This window comes from Rhodopseudomonas sp. BAL398, assembly GCF_033001325.1.
GTDB lineage: Bacteria > Pseudomonadota > Alphaproteobacteria > Rhizobiales > Xanthobacteraceae > JARJEH01.
The window spans coordinates 179,511-196,552 of sequence record NZ_CP133114.1 but is presented as its reverse complement, the minus strand read 5'-3'; the positions used below and the strand labels follow the sequence as shown (position 1 = coordinate 196,552).

Below are 17,042 nucleotides of genomic sequence, written 5' to 3'. Positions count from 1 at the left end.
AAGATCGCCCAGTTAGCAATGCCGCGGAAGAGATCAAGGCGAAGGTCGCGTCCGCTCATTGGAGGGGTGGCATTAATGCGCATGCGTATCGTCTTTTATTTTCTAAACGCTTGCTTGACGCGGGTCTGTTTGCGATCGCAGGGATTTTCGAAGAAGCGGAACACGATTGGAAAACCCCGTACCGGGGATTGGGTACGTTGTGGGTGGATTGTTTGCGTCTCAGTCGATGTACGCGATGAGAATCGTTTTCGTGCGACGACCATGGCCCCCGAGTCCAGCGCTAACTTGTTCGCCTACATTTAAGGTCACCGCTCACAAGCGGTCTCGTGACGCCGGCTGTTAGCGTTCCTCACAATAAGTTCGGAGATATCGCTATGTCGGTTACAGGTTCACGCTGACGTGAGAGGCTAGGCGCCGCTTCTCGCTATGGTGATCATAACCGCGGTTAAGTCTTGAGTGGCTTGCACGACAGCGTCTGCACGATGCGCATTAGGTGCTGTTCCACTGGCTGGTCCATTGGGCACTACAAACCCGGCCAATTCTTTTCAGTGTCACCTATCCGTGAACGTGTAACCTGTCCGGAGCGCTTTGCGAAGTTATCATCAAGATCTCACTTCGTGGCGCGTCGACCGCGTGGCGGGACGCTGGTTTGTTGCGAATATGACAGTTCCTACCTTTCAATGACGGGAAGGTCACAGTTCTTTTTCGTATCTTGGCGTCACAGCATTAGGAGAGAAGATGATGGGACCGAATGAAAAATCGACAGGTACACGGCCTGACTCTTCTGCGACTGTAAAGTGGGATAAATGGCTCGGTGGATGGGGCTGGATGGTGGTCTGCGTGCTCGTCATCGTCGGCGCCATTCTGGCTGTCAGCGGCGAGCTCGATGGCAAGCTGCCTGCTGGCGCCTTGTTACCCCTTTTGTTTGTACTGCCATGCGCGCTCATGATGTTTATGTGCATGAAGAACATGGGCGGCAATCAAAGCGGAGCGCACAGGTCAATTTCAAGAGCCGATGTACGCAAGAGGGACGTCGAAGATCAGCTGTGATTACATCCACGAGTTCCCACCGGGTCATTACGTGGTCTGGAGCGGCGGCCAGTAGGAATATCTCGAGCGTGCCATCGCGCGCCTCGAGATCGTCGTACCGGTGACGCTGATCATCATCTTCCTCTTGCTCTTCCTCAATTTCCGCAAGCTCACGGAAACGCTCATCGTGGAGGTAAGGGAAGAACGTGTCCGGCAGGGCAGGCCGTTTACCCGGATGGACCTGCACTAGGCCATCATGCGCGGAGCTGTGGAGCGCGTGCGGCCGAAGATGATGACGGTTGTTCCCATCATGGCGGGCCTGGTGCTGATCCTCTGGAGCACCGGCACCGGCTCGGAGGTGGTGCAGCGTATCGCGGTGCCGATGATTGGCGGAATGATGTCGTCGACTATGCTCACCTTGGTGGTAATTCCGGCGATCTACGGTCTCATCAAGGTATGGCGGCTACCGACGAAGTATGCCTCAATCTCGGAGGACGGGATGGAATCCGTACTTCTTCGGGAGGCTGCCGAGTGAGCGGAGGAAATGATGATGCAGGATATGATGGGCGGCGGGATGATGTGGGGTATGGGTCTTTTCGGCGTTGTCGCACTCGTCGTGTTGGTGCTGATCGGCGCGGCCCTCGTAAAATACTTGTTCTTCAGATGAGAAATCTTATCGCCTCATTGTGCCAACTCTGCCGTTTCGGTGTTCCATGCTGCCAGAAATTGTTTTCGGCATACTTTAGTGCGAGCATTCAATGTCATGAAACGCTGGTCGATCCGACGGCTTGTAGCACTCACGGTGTTTGTCACCGTGGGCATGAGCGGCGCGCTCATTTCACAAAAAGTTTAGAACCAACGGTCATCTGAGGTGGCGCACCTCTGGTAATCCATTGTGGAAACCGGTATCTCTAGAAGATCATGACTGGTGTGTTTCGCCAATTTTCTGCCGTGGTTCTTATCCTCTCCTTGGTGTTGGGGACGGTGGGAGTTGGCGTGCGCGCCTCGTCGATGAATGGGAAGATGGCATCAATTGCCCTGAGCGACATGTCCGGGCAAGGCAGTTGCAATGGTTGCGCCGGAAGCAAAAGTGGCGTTCCAGTCAACCTCTGCTCCGTGTATTGCATTGGCGTGGCTGCGGTATTCCCCGAAGTAGCGACGATTGACGGTGTCGCTGGCGAAAGCCGTCAATATTTGACGCCGCGTCTTTTGGTCGGGCACGATGTGTCCCCCGATCCTTATCCCCCTCGATCTGTTGTCTTGAGCTAATTTGCACCCATTGCGGGTGCAATTCGCAATGAGCATCGACGCGTTGTGGCGTGTCGTGTGTGTCTAATCGTGGCCTGCGTCTGGCTGAAAGGCTGCGGCACGATTCAAAGCGGCATCAAGGACGGATCTTCATGCACTCGATTCGATGGCCTGGCATTGACCGGCGGTCGCTTTTCGTCGGCGGCGCAAGTTTGGCGGCAGCGGCTCTATTTCCGCGCGGCAGTCGTGGTGGTACTGCTGCGCCTGTTCGAGAATTTACGCTCGTAGCTGCGCCAAGCCGCGTATCGCTGGTTGGTCCGCCTCACCCTGATACGGCTGTCTGGTCCTACAACGCCAACATCCCTGGTTCGGAGATTCGAGTTCGCCAAGGCGAGCGCTTGCGAATCCTGGTTGAGAACCAATTATCTCAGGCAACGACAGTGCATTGGCATGGCGTGCGGGTGCCGAATGCAATGGATGGCGTGCCGTTTCTGACCCAGAAGCCGATCGCCCCCGGGGAGACATTTACCTACGAATTCGATGTTCCGGATGCTGGCACCTATTGGTACCACCCGCATCACCACAGTGCCGAGCAGGTTGGCCGAGGTTTGGCTGGAGCGTTGATCGTCGAGGAGAGCGAACCGCTTGTCGTGAATCGCGACCTTGTCTGGGTTCTTCGCGATTGGCGCTTGGCGCGTGATGCGTCGATTGTCAACGACTTCGGTGATCGCATGGAAGTGACGATGGCCGGGCGCATTGGCAATGTTGTTACCATCAACGGCCATGTGCCCGAGAAAATCTCCGTTCTCGCCGGAGAACGGCTGCGTTTGCGATTGATCAATGCCGCACCAGCGCGGATTTTCGGACTCGAGTTCAGGGATCTTCGGCCGTTGATTGTTGCGCTCGATGGGCAACCAGTCGAGCCGCGCGAGCCATCAGATAACCGCGTTGTATTGGGACCGGCGATGCGCGCCGACGTTCTGCTCGACATGAGCGGAACGCCCGGCGCAACCGCGAGCGTGGTCGATACATTCTATCGTGATTTCTACAAGCTGGTCGAACTCGAATACGGCAAGGAGCCGCTGCTGCGAGCGCAGCCACTCCATGCGCCCTCACGAATACGCTCCAACACCATGCCGGAGCCAGATATCGACAACGCCGAAAAGCACACCGCAGTCCTGGGGGGCGGGATGATGAGTGGCCGCGGCATGATGATGGGCATGAGCGGCAACGGCATGGGATGGTCGATTAATAACGTTGCTGGAACGAGTCACGATATGACGCCGATGATCACGTTGTCCCGTGGACGTTCCTGCGTCATCAGCATCCGCAATGAAACCGCCTGGTTTCATCCGATACACCTCCACGGGCATTCGTTCCGGGTAATTGCACGTAATGGCCGACCTACGCGCGACCGCGAATGGCTGGACACTGTGCTGGTTCCACCGCGAGAGACCGCCGACATTGCTTTCGTCGCCGACAATCCAGGCGACTGGATGTTCCACTGCCACATTCTCGACCATCAGGACGGCGGCATGACGACCGTCATCCGTGTAGCCTGAGGGGAGCTATTCGATGAAAATGAAAGCGTATCTCGTTTTCTGTACGGCACTTGTATTCTTCGCATCGCATATGGCTTACGCCGATGGCGATCCAAAGCGCGGTGCAAGGATCTATGGCGCCTGTGCGGCTTGCCACTCGCTCGAGCCCAATTTGCATCTGACCGGACCCAGCCTTGACGGGCTGTGGGGCAAGAAGGCCGCGTCGGTCACGGACTTTGTGAGATATTCCAGCGCGCTCAAGGAGCAGGGCTTTCTGTGGGATGAGACGTCGCTGAATGCCTGGCTTACCGATCCGAAGGCATTCGTGCCTGGCACTTACATGACCTTTCGCGGGATCAAGGACGGAAACGTGCGCAGCGATCTCATCGCCTTTCTCAAGATCGCTATGATACCTGGCGGCGCAAAGACCGTTGTCGCGCAGGGACTGATCGACGCTGAAACCGCACGCGGTCAGGCGCCAGAACCGCTAGCCGCCGCCCCTCCGGAACAACAGGTGACGGGCCTCCGGTTTTGCCACGAGACATTTTTCGTCGCGACGGCGGACGGAAAACAGCGTCCGTTCTGGGAGATGAATCTGCGCCTAAAAATCGATTCCAGCGCGAACGGCCCAAAAGTGGGAAAGCCTGTGCTTGTGCATGGCGGGATGCAGGGGGATCGCGCGTCGGTCGTATTTTCAAATCTGGATGAAATCGGAAGTTTGGTCGAGAAAAAATGTTGAACGCACTACGCCAAGGGAGCGAGATCGCCGATGCTAGGACATGACTGCATTGCATTGGATCGATAAACGCTGACAGCGCTGGTCGACACGTGAAGAGCATCGCCTATGTCAAAGACAGAGAACGATCATTCGACATCCTCAACGAGGTCGCAATCGCGACTAGCAAAAGGGCAATATCATGTCTGACATTGATTCATCTAAAGGTCGGCTGCTTCGCCGCCGCTCATTTCTTGCCACGGTTGCGAGCATTGCAGCGACCTTGACGTTGACCCGTCGTGGCTACAGTGACGAAGCGCTTGCCGCAAACATTGGAAGCGATAAGTCACGTGTTTCTCGAGAGAACCTGAAGCCTACCGCCCGCGCTCCAGCGGCGGCGACCATGGATTTGAGAACGCTCGGCCCGGAACATCAGGTCGTCTCAATCAGTAAGCTCGGCGATACTTATCGCGTTGTTACGGCTTCCGGGAAAGTGGTCTCGTACTCGGAATTCGACCTGCATTTCAAGACCGATGCCAGCGATCATGGACCAGCCGAACACACCCCGGTTTTGATGCCCACCAGTAGCGACCGGGCGTTCGTCGTGTTCGCCGCCCCGCGCGAAATCAGTTCTTTCATCGGTTGAGCAGCACCACGCTAGATCTACCTCTCGCAAAGAAGAAATATCCATTCGGAGACGGAAAATGAGAATAGTCAAAATACTGCTTGCATCGCTTTTGTTGGGATTGGTGGCAATGCCAGCCGTCGCGCAAGAGAAAACAAAGGTCACACTGTACAGAAATCCGAACTGCGGCTGTTGCCTGGATTATGCTGAGTATTTGCGCGGTGCAGGTTTCGAAGTCACGGTCGATTCGAAGCAGGATCTCGCGGTGATCCGGAAGCAGTTGCACGTTCCGGAACAATTCGAGGGCTGCCATGTGTCAGTGATCGGCAAGTATGCCGTCGAAGGCCATGTGTCCGCTGAAGTCATCAAGAAGCTTTTGGCCGAACATCCAGCTATCGTCGGCGTTTCAATACCGGGGATGCCCGCGGGGACGCCGGGAATGACCGGCCACAAGACAGGACCGCTTCCGGTCTATGAAATCGGGAGCGATGCCGCGCCCGGGAAGGTCTTTGCGACCGAGTAGAACCGGAGCATCAACGATGCTGGCCATGGGTGAATCCGAGTTAGGTTGGGAGTCCGCTTTACTGGCGATCGCCGCAACGGGCTTACTCCTCGTATCGGCCATCTTGGCCGGTATCGTGCTCCTGTTGCGACGGTACTGGCGCTGGCCATCGACAGCATTTGGAATGGAAACAGGCACCCAGCCGGTTCTTGCCACACCCGGCCTTGTTGGTGGCGGTGCGCATGCGGGAATCCGACGGATTGTCCTAATCGCCCCCCTCACGATTTTTCTGGGAGTCGCAGTCGTGCTTGCCTGGGGGATGACTCGCAACCCCAGCGCGATCCCGTCGGCGCTGATCGGGAAACCGGTACCAGAATTCACGCTGCCGCCGGTCAAGGGCCGCACGCTTGGTCTGGCTAGTGCCGATCTCAACGGCGAAGTGTCACTAGTGAATGTCTTTGCCTCATGGTGCACCGCTTGCCGGGAAGAGCATCCCATATTCATGCAGTTGAAGGCCAAGGGTATCGTTGCCATTCATGGGCTCAACTACAAGGACCAGCCCGATGATGCTGCGCGATGGCTCAACACGATGGGCGATCCTTATGCCCGCACCGGTGCCGACCGCAACGGACGTGTAGCGATCGACTGGGGGGTTTACGGCGTGCCCGAAACCTTCGTCATCACCAAGGATGGCCGTATTGCTTACAAACACATCGGAGCGGTGACGCCAAAGGTGCTCGAGGACACGATTCTTCCACTGATCCGAAAGCTGCGGCAACCATGATGTCCGTGAAACGATCGCTCGTACGTGGTGTGGTTCTCTGCTTCGCGGCAACGGTCCTCGTTGTTGCGACATGGACAATTGCGGCGGCACAGGAGCCGAGCAGGCATCTCACGGTCAACGAAAGACCCAAGCCGCTTGCGGCGATCCAGTTCGAGGACGCCAATGGCCAGTCCCGAAGTCTAACCGATTTTCGCGGCAAGGTGGTGCTCCTCAATATCTGGGCGACCTGGTGCGTACCGTGCCGCAAGGAGATGCCGACGCTCGACCGGCTGCAGACCAAGTTGGGAGGAACTGACTTCGAGGTGGTGGCGCTGTCGATCGACCGCCGCATGGATGCGGTACGCAAGTTCTTTGCCGAGATCGGAATTAGAAAGCTTGCGATGTACCTTGACAGTTCGGCAAAGACAACGCGCGACCTGGGAGCGGTAGGCCTTCCGACGACACTGCTGATCGATCGCGAGGGTCGGGAGATCGGCAGGCTTATCGGACCTGCCGAGTGGGATGCGCCAGAGATCACTGAAGTCATTCGTTGCGTGATTGCGAGAGATGCCGCGGCGCCGTTCTCGAAAGAATCAAAATTAGCCGCAACGCCACCCTGCGGCAAACGCAGCGTTGGCATTCCAGCCGGTGGCACCGATAGCAACAGGCAACCATGAAGGAGGAGATCGCATGACGTTACCACGAACCACCGCGACGGCTGAGCCGTCGCTCGGCGGGATGTACTCAACGCGGCACGATACTATCTTGGCAACCGATGGGCTCTTCTGGCGCTCGGCAGTCTCGCCGTGATTGCCGGACTATCATTCGGAGGCTGGGGGTGGCTGGTGGCAGCCGGCCTTGCGCCGGTCATTCTCAGTACGCTGCCTTGCCTGGTGATGTGCGGGTTTGGCGTATGCGCGATGTGCCGGTCCAACAAAGCGCAATCGACAGTATCAGGCGATGCGGCGAACTCTGCGACATCGACCGGCGTGCTTGGGGTTGCCAAGATGGACCAGCCAACGGCGAGCGGCTCAAGTTGCTGCCACGGCGTGGTTGATCAACCTCAATCATCGCAAGTCAAACAGCTTCAGGCACTCAACGAAAGGACAGACTCCCATGCGTAAGATCACAACACCGCTCTTGCTCGCGTTCATTGTTGCCGCGAGCGTTTCAACCGCGTCGCCCCTCTACGCCGAGGAAGGGGCGATGCAGAACGAGCACTGCGACATGATGCAAGGCGAGCATGGCGGGATGATGCAAGGCCGTCAGGGTGGCATGATGGGTGGGGGCGGGATGATGGGCCAAGGCGGGATGATGGGGGGCGGTCACGGTGGCATGATGGGTCAAGGCGGCATGATGCAAGGCGGTCACGGCATGATGGGTCAAGGCGAAATGTCGCAAGGCAGCCAGGACGCAATGGTCGGCATGATGAAGCAAATGAGCCAAATGATGAAACAGATGAGCCAAATGATGGAGCAGCACAACAACATGATGAGCAACAACCAGCCGAAAGGCCAGGAAAAGAAGAATGCGCCTGCTGAGCCAGAGAAGAAGTGATGCCGACAAAGGCTGGGCGGCGGTCCCGATCGGCGCTCAGCCCTCTACTGTGCTGCGACTGAAGCCCCATGAGGGATTGCAATGAGACGGCTTAATGGTTTTGCGCGCGACTTGGGTGCCGCGGCGCTGGTGATTGTGCTCCTTCTCGGGGCCGGGGCAATCCGAACTGCCGGAGCAAATCAGCAAGATGCCGCTGCCGTTGCTCTGGCCTATGACCGCGGCACTGATGCGCTATTGAAATCGGACGGCCGAACACTTTATCAGAGCGCCGACGGCGGACGAAGCTGGAAAGCGATCCCGATTCCCGCTTCCGAGAACGGCCAGATAGCCAGCATCGCACCATCCCCAGCCGCCAAGGGTGTTACCTACGTGGTGGGAAAGGGATTGGGTGTACTGCGAACCGAGGACGGCGGTAAGAGCTGGATCGAGCGCAACGACGGACTCCCCAGCCGAGATGTTGTCGCTGTCGCAGCACATACCACCGAACCGGAGACCGTCTACGTTGTCGTATCGGATCACGGCGTGTACCGCAGTCAAGACGCCGGGAGGAACTGGCGTTTGATGGACCGTGGCTCTCAGGGTGGCATCCGTCAGTTGATCCACTCCGATATGACCGGAAGTATGCAAACTGGCTGGCTGTTCGCTGCGACCGCCAAAGGCGTTCGGCGGACGATGGATTGCTTCTGCCTTTGGCAGGATGCCGGAAAGCTCGGGACCGAGGCCCGTAGCGTTGCTTACGACCCGAGACATCCCGATCACTTTTATGCCGTCACCGACAAAGGGCTTTTTCGCAGCAAGGATGGCGGAGAAAATTGGAGTCAGATGGTTTGGCCGAACGCCAATGCGATTGCAGTCACGTTTGCTCCTTCCAATATCCTCTACGTGATCGACGGGAACGGCGCTTTGTTCCGGAGCACGGATGACGGTAACACCTGGACTCGGGTCGATGCGTAGGGTCGCGATGGGTGTGATGCTTATCGTGGCGGGTCAGACCGTCATCGCACGCGCGAATGGTGAAACGCCGGTGCCCGATGTCGACTCGATCAATTCAGGGCGGGCGATCTACGAACAACATTGCGCGTCGTGTCATGGCGCCAACGCTGAGGGGGCGCCAAATTGGCAGGAACGCGATGCGCGTGGCGAGCTTCCAGCGCCGCCGCACAATGCAGAAGGTCACACCTGGCGGCAACTCCGATGCCGCTCTGTACGAGATGGTGAGCAAGGGTTGGCGCGATCCGTTCAACAAGTCTAAACGGCTGACCATGCCTGCCTTCGGTGGGGAAATGTCACCGGCACAGATTCGCGCGGTGATTGGTTATCTCAAGACACTGTGGACTCCCGAGCAACGCCAGTTTCAATCGGAAGAGACCCGCGATCATCCCGCGCCGAGCCGGATGCCCTAGCTCTCGATTATCGCAAGGACAATCGATTCTTATGAGAAGCCTACGCAAATTTCTGATTATCGTCGCTCTCGCTATCGCAACGTCTGTTGCGATAGCTTGGGCGTGGCGGACCATCAGCCCGGTGACGCCACCGTTACCAAAACCAACAACGTCCGGTACCCCTCTCATTGGCGGCCCGTTCACGCTCGTTGCAACGAATGGCGAAGTCGTCAGCGAGAAAACCTATCTTGGCAAGTGGGCCCTCATTTTCTTCGGTTACACATTTTGCCCGGATGTTTGTCCGACGACGCTCAACAACATGACCGTGGCGCTCGAGAAGCTCGGTTCGGATGCGGTCAAGATCCAGCCCATGTTCATTACCATCGATCCCGCGCGCGATACGCGGGACGTCTTGAGCGAGTACCTGAAATCGTTTGACTCACGGATCCTCGGGTTGACGGGCACTCAGGCGCAGATCGATCGCGTCGTCAAGGAATACCGTATCTACGTCGCGCAACAGAAGTCAGGGACCGATGACAGGGATTATCTCGTCTCGCACAGCGGTTACCTCTATCTGATGAGTCCCACGGGAAAATTCGTGAGCGTCATCCAGGGCAGCGAGGATGGCGAAGCGATCGCCAGCTGGCTGCGCAAGGAAATATCACGTTCAAGACAGTAACGGAGAAATGAGATGAAGCTCACATACAAACTGATTGGTGCGTTGGCGGTTGCGTTGTCCGTCAGCGGTCAGGTGGAAGCGCAAACGGCGGACGCCAATACGATTGCTGTCGAGCACGTGTGGGCGCGCGCGACACCGGCGGGAGCGAAGGCCGGCGCGGTGTACATGACTGTGGTCAACAAAAGTGCGATCCCGGATCGCCTGCTAGGTGCGACAACGCGAGTGGCAGACAAGGTCCAGTTTCACAGCGTTAGCGAGGCAAACGGTGTTTCCAGTATGCGTGAGCTGCCTGCGATGGATATTCCACCCGGCGCGAAAGTCATCCTAAAGCCCGGTGATACGCATGCGATGCTGGTCGGACTGAAACAACCGTTGAAGGAAGGCCAGACTATCCCGCTGACCCTGGATTTCGAAAAGGCCGGCAAAGTCAACGTGGCAGCTTCCGTTGCGAAGGTTGGCGCCATGCAAGGCGGGAGTATGGGATCGATGGCGCACGGGGCTGACAAGCCGATGAAGAAATGAGCGACGATCGAGCAGCGAAAGTATCGATGATGAATCTCACGCGACGCAGAAATTTGAGGGTCGTTGTGCCGGCCATTGGCGTCATCGGCATCATGCTTGGCGTCGTTGCATATTCGCCAATGCTTTACCGACTGTTCTGTGCAGCAACCGGCTATGGGGGCACGACGCAAAGGGTTGACTCCGACATGAACACTATCTCAGGTCGTGTCATTACCGTGCGGTTCGATAGCAATGTTGCGCCAGGCCTGCCCTGGCGTTTTGAGCCGGTGCAGCGCGAAGTGAAAGTCCGTCTCGGGGAGCAGCAGCTTGTATCCTTCACAGCCGAAAATCTCACGGATCAGGCTATCGTCGGGCATGCCACGTTTAACGTAACGCCTCAGACTACGGGTATCTACTTCAATAAGATCCAATGTTTCTGCTTTGACGAGGAGCGTCTCAACGCACATCAGAAGGTCGATATGCCCGTCGTCTTCTTCGTCGACCCGGCGTTAGCCAGCGATCCCGATACGCGTGATGTCGATACCATTACGCTGTCATATACGTTCTTTCGCTCTGTCAAGCCGGAGAATGCCAAAGATCTTTCGCGCTTCGTTGCCAGTGCCGAACCTGACCCAGTTCGCGGGCAGGTGCTCTTCAGCGAAAGGTGCGCTTCGTGCCATGCACTTGGCGCCAACAAGATAGGACCGATGCTTGGCGGTGTGTTTGAACGGAAGGCCGGCTCAGCTGCCGGTTATAAGTATTCGCCTGCGCTGGCCAATACCGGTCTTAGCTGGTCCGCTGACAATCTCGATCGCTGGCTGACCGATCCTCGCAAATTCATTGCTGGCGTGAGAATGCCAGCGCGCGTTGTAGATGCGGCGTCCCGGAGAGACATCATTGCCTACCTGGAAAAGGCAACCCGCGAGACGAGTGCCCGATCACAATCGAGATCGGTTGCGCAGGGTTCAACAGATCAGCATCGGAAAGAATGACGAGGGGTCGGATGACACAAAGATTTTGGACGGGGCGCCGTATCGCTTGGTTGGTTTTGCCGCTTGTTCTGGTGAGTGCGGCCGCTGTATGGCTTGCTTTCGATCCCGGATTCCGCCGACAGCAGACCGCGAATCTCTCGACAGGCGCGCCGAAAGACGAATTTGAACGTCGCGTGCATGACTATCTGATGGCTCACCCTGACGTTATCATGCAGTCCGTCAATCAACTTGAGGCGCATCAACGCGCCAAAGACGAGACCGAAGTTCAGGCGATTGTCAAAAGCCGCGCAGACGAGATTTTTCGTGATGCGGCCACCCCGGTGAGCGGGAATGTAGATGGGGACATCACTCTTGTGGAATTCTTTGACTATAACTGCCCCTATTGTCGCCAAGTCGCGTCAGTCGTGACCAAGGCCGAGGAATCCGATCCAAAACTGCGCGTGGCTTACAAGGAGTTCCCGATTCTGGGGCCAAACTCGATCGTTGCTGCCAAAGCGGCACTCGCGGCCAACAAACAAGGCAAGTATGTTGCGTTCCATAGGGCGCTCTATGAAGTGCACGGCGCGGTTGATTCAGGAAAGGTCAAGGAGGTCGCAGCCGCGGTGGGACTGGATATGGATCGTCTCAACGCCGACATGAAAGACCCTGCAATCGAGGCGTTGATTGCCAAGAACTTTGCATTGGCTCAGGCGCTCCGCATCAACGGCACGCCAGGCTTTGTTGTAGGTGATCAGATTCTGCGCGGTGCGACCGATCTGAAGACCCTACAGACGATGATTCGTACAGCGCGAGAGCATCGGCAATGACGAGGACGAACCCCCGCGGTTTTGACAAGTGATGGAAAGTTCGGTTGCTGCGACATCGGCCGTCTTTATCGCGGGCGTCATTTCGTTCTTGTCGCCTTGCGTTCTGCCGCTCGTACCGGGTTACGTGTCATACATTGCCGGGCAGTCGATGCCGGATTCGAGCACGTCACGAGCGCTGGCCGTGCGAGTGCGCGCGCTTGCACTGAGTGCCTGCTTTGTGCTGGGATTCGCGACGATCTTCGTAATCCTGGGTGCGAGTGCGACGGCTCTCGGCCAAGCGCTCATCTCTTATCGCTATGAGCTGAATCTGATCGGCGGGTTGGTCGTGATTGGCTTTGGCCTTTTTGCGACCGGACTGCTGCGTCCTTTCTGGCTTCAGCGTGATTTCAGGTTTGATATTGTGCTTCCGGGCGGCCGCCCGGTCGCCGCCTATCTCCTAGGAATGGCATTCGCGTTTGGCTGGACTCCCTGCATTGGTCCCGTGCTTGGCGCGATCCTCACGGTAAGTGCAGCCTCGGCCACGGTTGCCGAAGGGGTGAAGCTTCTTGCTGTGTATTCGCTCGGGCTTGGTCTGCCATTTTTATTGGTGGCCCTGTTTACGGGCGGACTTTTGGCGAAACTCAAGTCGATCGGCCGTGTCGGGCGGATTCTTCAGATTGTTGCTGGCGGCATCATGATCCTCATGGGCGTGGCGATTATAACCGGCCAGCTTTCGACGTTTTCATTCTGGCTGTTGGAAACCTTTCCGCTGTTGTCCACCATAGGATGAGCGACAAGTTTTCAACAGGGTCGCGATGCTTCGAGTTGTTTGATCTTGCCAAGGTTGCAAGCCGACTGGGTCGGTATCGTTGACGGAATTGTGCATCGCACTCGCGTCCGGCCTTGCCACCTCGTCAACGCCAATTCTGTGGCGCTCAGCCGAGCGTTTTTGCTATCCTATCGATATGGAAGCCATCGTACGTTCGTTGTCCTTGCTGTTGCTAGCCATGGCATTGATGCTGCCTACGGTCGGGCAGACGAGTGCGCGCCCAGAAGCCCCGATTGTGACCCAAGCCACCCTTGTTCAATCTGCAATTCCTCGTCAAGCAAGTCGCATGTCGATGAAATGCGGCCGATGCTTCGGAAAGGCTTGCGACGCGTGTGCAGTTGCTTGCGGTACCGGTTGCAGTACGGCAAGTGCCCTCGCTCCACTTGTGATTGTTCTGGCATTGGTCAGCCTCCCGGCAGCAACGCCATCCGTTTTCGAAGCCGCTCTCGATCACGGCCGCGCACCTGATCCACCTCCGCCGAGACTTATCGTCATCAGTTGAGATGGCCGCACCCGCGGGCATCGCAGGTTCGTGCGCATCAGGTCAACATCAAGCCTGAAGGCGTCCTCGAACAATTCATTTCGGCGGTTAATCGTTCGGATTGCTGGCGGACGATAATCTCAATGCGCGGCGCCTGAGATCAGCAGTCAACAGCCGAACCGTTATCCCATTGGTTGGCATTGCGACAACGCAATGACCGGGAGGACGAAATGATAACCTCACAAACTTTGGCCGTACTGGGAAGCCTTGTCGTTTTGCTTCCCGTTGCATTTACTGCGTTACCCTCGGGCTTCAATCCGCATTCAGCAGGCCAGCGCGACGATGCATGGCATAGCGGCTCTGAGATCGACCATCATCAGATCGTCGATGCAAGCTTGGCGCCTTATTCGGCGATCGGAAAATTCAAAGGAACAATGACGTGTACAGCAGCGATCGTGCTCAATCCAAGGATCATCATTACGGCAGGTCATTGCGTCACTGAAAGAGACGGCACGACAAGAAAATCCAATTTTTCGTTCCATCTGGCCTATCAAGCGGGAGCTGATCTTGGACCCTTCCAGGCAACAGTCTGGGCCGTCGGATCGAAGCAGAGCCTTACGCACGAATCTGTCCGGGATGCTTCGAGAGATTGGGCTATACTTGTTCTTAATCGCGCGCCTACAGACGTCCAGCCGCTTCTTCTGAGCCATCGTTCGTTGAGGACCGAAGAGTTGTCTGAACGGCAAATCCTCTTGCCGGCGTATTCGAACGATATCGGCAACGCCGAAGTCCTTAGCGTCGATCCGGTCTGCAGTGTTCGCGATCTGGTATGGGATACACTCCTTCACACCTGTGTGGCGCGGCCTGGTTCTTCTGGAGCCCCGCTACTGCTGCGAGACGGGTCAGGTTACGCCCTCATCGGCATCCACACCGCTTCGATCTTTGCGAGTGACGCGGAAGGCCACGTTGGAAAATTTGTCGGCAATCAGGCCGTCGGTTCCGGGATGTTTTCGGAAGCGGCGCTCGCACTCTCCAGGCGGCTGGACAACGGTCCTGTCCAAACTGTTAACTCCGGAGATTACTGATCGCTGCGATGCGGATTCAATATGGCTATCAGCGCGAGAAGGGAAGGCCATGACAACCGACCAGCTGATTGAGTTACTCGCCGCAGACCTCACGCCGGTGGGGCGCCGGCGCATCATGTGGACGATGATCCTCGCCGTCGCGCTCGGCGCAGCGGCAGCTTTCGGTGCGATGGTCCTGCTTTTTAATCCTCGCCTTGAATTTCCGAGTGGAAGAACCCTGGACACCCTGTTGATCAAGATCTTCTTTGCGTCAGGCGTTGCTGCAACCGCGGCGGTATTCTTGCCACAGCTAACACGTCCTGAAGCGCAGATGCACAGTCTTCCCAAGCTCGTCTTCATTCCGTTCGCTGCGGTCGCGGTATCGGCGACCGTGGCTCTCGCTTCGTCTCATTGGTCTGGCTGGGCCGGCATGATCGTCGGGCGGGATTGGTCGATATGTCTTGTCGCGATTCCAGTGCTCGCGGTCTTACCTTTCGCGTGCATTATCTGGGGCCTGCGCGTGGGGGCGTCGACCGATCCAACGCGCGCCGGCGAAATCGCCGGTCTCGTGGCAGGCGGCCTTGCCGCATTGGCGTGCGCCTTCCCTTGTGTGGATGGGGCGCTTCCATCGATCGCACTTTGGTACAGCTTCCCGATCGTCATCTGTGCCGTCGTGGGGAGCAAGCTCGGCCCGGGCCTGCTGCAGTGGTGATTTGCTTGATGTCGGCGTCGTACGTCTTGGTCGACGAACAGTTGCTATGCTGCGCCACACGGACAGGTCCGTTGGCGGCCCGTACACCAACTTAACGCCGGCGGAGACGAACGGTGATCAAGTCATCTATCAAGCAAGGTTCGCCAGGACTATTAGTCCGGTACCGATTTTGGGTTGCTAAACTGTTTTATAATCTTTCGTTTGCCATCTTGGCTCGCGATGCAAGCTGGCAGGAAGAACTCGTCGCTTCTCTTAAGCCCAAGGCAGGTGATCGGATACTCAATTTTGGGCCGCACAGTTCCTCCACGGCGATTTCGCTCGCGCTTCGATATCCCGAAGCAACTTTCGTCATTGTGGACCCAAACTCAAAGGCTGCCGAAAGGATGCGGCTTAGTGCTGCTCGGAAGCAGCTCGGGAACATTACTGTTGTTCACGCTTCTCTTCTGGGCAAGCTTCCGCTGAACGCAGGTTCGTTCGACGCGGTTATTTGTACGCTTGCGCTCCATGACAGTCCTCCGGAGGAGAAGCTCGGCATTATTAAAGAGATGGGCCGGGTTCTACGGCATGGTGGGACGTTACGAGCAGTCGATTTCGACAAGCCGGAAAATGCTAAAGAACGGCGGATTCTCGAGCTAGCGGCACGCATCTCAGGAGCCGCTGCGGTAACGCCACACTTCGACGGTAGTTGGGTTGATTTTCTAGCGAAAGCTGGCCTCGCAGGCGCGTCACGGATGTCATCTCATTCATTCGAGTCAGGACGGATTTCGATCGTGAAGGCACGAAAGCGCTAATTTATGGGGTGGCCGAGGAACGAGCCGCCGTGTCCAGCCAATATGCCAACGCTGCGCGCCGCAACTCGTCCTGTCTGGGAAAGCAAGCCTGAACGGCGCTGGTTCGGTGGCACGCAAGTTGGTAACGCTTACGAGGCATCTCTTGGAAAAATCCGCTGCTGCAACTGAACCACGTTTTTGGGCTGGCTAGCCGAAATATATATGGTCGGCAGTTCTGAGAGGCTGGGCACCTTCAATGGCGCTGGCAAAAGGGAAGGTGGGCGACGTGTTGGGTCGATGACCTGGTTCGCTTCGTCGGATTGGTTCAAGGCGCAGGAATTGACGGAACTAAATGATTTCGCAAGGGTTTTTGATGCAAAATCTCGTCATTGGCGATTTTGTGAAGGGGCTGGATACTTCCCAAGTCTGCAAATCTCTGCAATAAGAGCATCATGAAACTCCGCAGACTCGCCAGCCGTTTTTTTGCGATCTTCGTGATCGTAGGACTCGTTTGGCACCCGCTGATGACTCAGGCAGTTGCGAAGCAACTGCCTATGAGTTCCGCTCGGATGACCAGCGTATCTGCGATGTCGGTCGATATGGCTTGCTGCCAGTCCGAAAAGCAAAACAATAATGGCTGTAAGGAATGTCCGCTTGCGATGTGCACGCTTATCTTCGCTCAGCCGGAACGTACCTCCGCCGACGGTATTCAGATCTCTTTACGGCCCGGCAGATTATTCATTGCCCCCGATGACTTGATCGCTGATGGGCTCATCGGCGATCCTCCGGATCATCCTCCCCGAACCTGACCTGATCGGCGTCGATACGCTATCTGTTATTTGCTTGGCCTCAATGCCGGGCAGATAA

The 17,042-nt window shown here is 56.9% G+C and carries 22 protein-coding genes and 1 pseudogene; 22 read left to right on the top strand and 1 reads right to left on the bottom strand.

Annotated elements, in window-relative coordinates; translation table 11 throughout:
- The 3 genes and pseudogenes from RBJ75_RS29435 to RBJ75_RS29425 all read left to right on the top strand — a co-directional run.
- On the top strand, nucleotides 1–239 hold a 239-nt coding region (locus tag RBJ75_RS29435), incomplete at its 5' end, for a hypothetical protein (protein WP_317529055.1).
- A gap of 499 nt (nucleotides 240–738) precedes the next feature.
- Nucleotides 739–1,050: a hypothetical protein gene (locus RBJ75_RS29430; RefSeq protein WP_152647670.1), complete on the top strand. Its 312-nt coding sequence runs from the start codon at nucleotides 739–741 to the stop codon at nucleotides 1,048–1,050.
- Between the two features lie 10 nt (nucleotides 1,051–1,060).
- A pseudogene (locus RBJ75_RS29425) lies at nucleotides 1,061–1,564 on the top strand (efflux RND transporter permease subunit); the annotation flags it as partial.
- A gap of 494 nt (nucleotides 1,565–2,058) precedes the next feature.
- On the opposite strand, the gene RBJ75_RS29420 reads toward RBJ75_RS29425, so the two are convergent.
- Complete coding sequence (locus RBJ75_RS29420; RefSeq protein WP_152647778.1) at nucleotides 2,059–2,250, bottom strand: hypothetical protein; 192 nt, start codon at nucleotides 2,248–2,250, stop codon at nucleotides 2,059–2,061.
- 117 nt (nucleotides 2,251–2,367) lie between these two features.
- Between RBJ75_RS29420 and RBJ75_RS29415 the strand changes: the two genes are divergently transcribed.
- From RBJ75_RS29415 to RBJ75_RS29325, 19 genes are all read left to right on the top strand, one after another.
- A complete protein-coding gene (locus RBJ75_RS29415; RefSeq protein WP_234707459.1) occupies nucleotides 2,368–2,565 on the top strand; it encodes a hypothetical protein in 198 nt (65 codons plus the stop codon).
- Nucleotides 2,490–3,839 carry a multicopper oxidase family protein gene (locus RBJ75_RS29410; RefSeq protein WP_234707458.1) on the top strand — a complete coding sequence of 450 codons (1,350 nt, stop codon included), beginning with the start codon at nucleotides 2,490–2,492 and terminating at the stop codon, nucleotides 3,837–3,839. The genes RBJ75_RS29415 and RBJ75_RS29410 overlap by 76 nt, the downstream gene beginning before the upstream one ends.
- Nucleotides 3,840–3,852: 13 nt before the next feature.
- Nucleotides 3,853–4,557, top strand: coding sequence for a c-type cytochrome (locus tag RBJ75_RS29405; protein ID WP_044414431.1), 705 nt, complete (start codon nucleotides 3,853–3,855; stop codon nucleotides 4,555–4,557).
- Nucleotides 4,558–4,735: 178 nt separating this feature from the next.
- A complete protein-coding gene (locus tag RBJ75_RS29400) occupies nucleotides 4,736–5,179 on the top strand; it encodes a hypothetical protein (RefSeq protein WP_152647779.1) in 444 nt (147 codons plus the stop codon).
- A gap of 58 nt (nucleotides 5,180–5,237) precedes the next feature.
- Complete coding sequence (locus RBJ75_RS29395) at nucleotides 5,238–5,681, top strand: DUF411 domain-containing protein (protein ID WP_044414433.1); 444 nt, start codon at nucleotides 5,238–5,240, stop codon at nucleotides 5,679–5,681.
- Nucleotides 5,682–5,844: 163 nt separating this feature from the next.
- Nucleotides 5,845–6,444 (top strand): DsbE family thiol:disulfide interchange protein, encoded by a 600-nt coding sequence (locus tag RBJ75_RS29390; protein WP_080901122.1) that lies wholly within the window; start codon nucleotides 5,845–5,847, stop codon nucleotides 6,442–6,444.
- Nucleotides 6,444–7,100 carry a TlpA family protein disulfide reductase gene (locus RBJ75_RS29385; RefSeq protein WP_080901123.1) on the top strand — a complete coding sequence of 219 codons (657 nt, stop codon included), beginning with the start codon at nucleotides 6,444–6,446 and terminating at the stop codon, nucleotides 7,098–7,100. Before RBJ75_RS29390 ends, RBJ75_RS29385 begins: the two co-directional genes overlap by 1 nt.
- Before the next feature lie 439 nt (nucleotides 7,101–7,539).
- Entirely contained in the window at nucleotides 7,540–7,980 is a 441-nt protein-coding gene (locus RBJ75_RS29380; RefSeq protein ID WP_052628988.1) for a hypothetical protein, read from the top strand.
- Between the two features lie 81 nt (nucleotides 7,981–8,061).
- Nucleotides 8,062–8,934: a WD40/YVTN/BNR-like repeat-containing protein gene (locus RBJ75_RS29375; RefSeq protein WP_044414435.1), complete on the top strand. Its 873-nt coding sequence runs from the start codon at nucleotides 8,062–8,064 to the stop codon at nucleotides 8,932–8,934.
- Nucleotides 8,900–9,232: a c-type cytochrome gene (locus RBJ75_RS29370; RefSeq protein WP_317529054.1), complete on the top strand. Its 333-nt coding sequence runs from the start codon at nucleotides 8,900–8,902 to the stop codon at nucleotides 9,230–9,232. The genes RBJ75_RS29375 and RBJ75_RS29370 overlap by 35 nt, the downstream gene beginning before the upstream one ends.
- 182 nt (nucleotides 9,233–9,414) lie before the next feature.
- On the top strand, nucleotides 9,415–10,041 hold the full coding sequence (locus tag RBJ75_RS29365; protein WP_044414436.1) for an SCO family protein: 627 nt from the start codon (nucleotides 9,415–9,417) through the stop codon (nucleotides 10,039–10,041).
- A gap of 12 nt (nucleotides 10,042–10,053) precedes the next feature.
- The gene (locus RBJ75_RS29360) at nucleotides 10,054–10,563 is read left to right on the top strand and encodes a copper chaperone PCu(A)C (protein ID WP_044414437.1); all 510 of its coding nucleotides are present in this window, start codon (nucleotides 10,054–10,056) and stop codon (nucleotides 10,561–10,563) included.
- Nucleotides 10,560–11,534, top strand: coding sequence for a cytochrome c oxidase assembly protein (locus RBJ75_RS29355; RefSeq protein WP_152647780.1), 975 nt, complete (start codon nucleotides 10,560–10,562; stop codon nucleotides 11,532–11,534). Before RBJ75_RS29360 ends, RBJ75_RS29355 begins: the two co-directional genes overlap by 4 nt.
- Before the next feature lie 11 nt (nucleotides 11,535–11,545).
- Nucleotides 11,546–12,340 carry a DsbA family protein gene (locus RBJ75_RS29350; RefSeq protein WP_160297948.1) on the top strand — a complete coding sequence of 265 codons (795 nt, stop codon included), beginning with the start codon at nucleotides 11,546–11,548 and terminating at the stop codon, nucleotides 12,338–12,340.
- Between the two features lie 31 nt (nucleotides 12,341–12,371).
- Nucleotides 12,372–13,109 (top strand): cytochrome c biogenesis CcdA family protein, encoded by a 738-nt coding sequence (locus RBJ75_RS29345; RefSeq protein WP_044414440.1) that lies wholly within the window; start codon nucleotides 12,372–12,374, stop codon nucleotides 13,107–13,109.
- A gap of 750 nt (nucleotides 13,110–13,859) precedes the next feature.
- Nucleotides 13,860–14,714 (top strand): trypsin-like serine peptidase, encoded by an 855-nt coding sequence (locus RBJ75_RS29340; protein ID WP_080901120.1) that lies wholly within the window; start codon nucleotides 13,860–13,862, stop codon nucleotides 14,712–14,714.
- Between the two features lie 49 nt (nucleotides 14,715–14,763).
- Complete coding sequence (locus tag RBJ75_RS29335; RefSeq protein ID WP_044414442.1) at nucleotides 14,764–15,405, top strand: DUF1109 domain-containing protein; 642 nt, start codon at nucleotides 14,764–14,766, stop codon at nucleotides 15,403–15,405.
- A gap of 113 nt (nucleotides 15,406–15,518) precedes the next feature.
- On the top strand, nucleotides 15,519–16,196 hold the full coding sequence (locus RBJ75_RS29330; protein WP_080901121.1) for a class I SAM-dependent methyltransferase: 678 nt from the start codon (nucleotides 15,519–15,521) through the stop codon (nucleotides 16,194–16,196).
- Between the two features lie 431 nt (nucleotides 16,197–16,627).
- Nucleotides 16,628–16,984: a hypothetical protein gene (locus RBJ75_RS29325; RefSeq protein WP_044414443.1), complete on the top strand. Its 357-nt coding sequence runs from the start codon at nucleotides 16,628–16,630 to the stop codon at nucleotides 16,982–16,984.
- The last annotated feature ends 58 nt before the right edge of the window (nucleotides 16,985–17,042 follow it).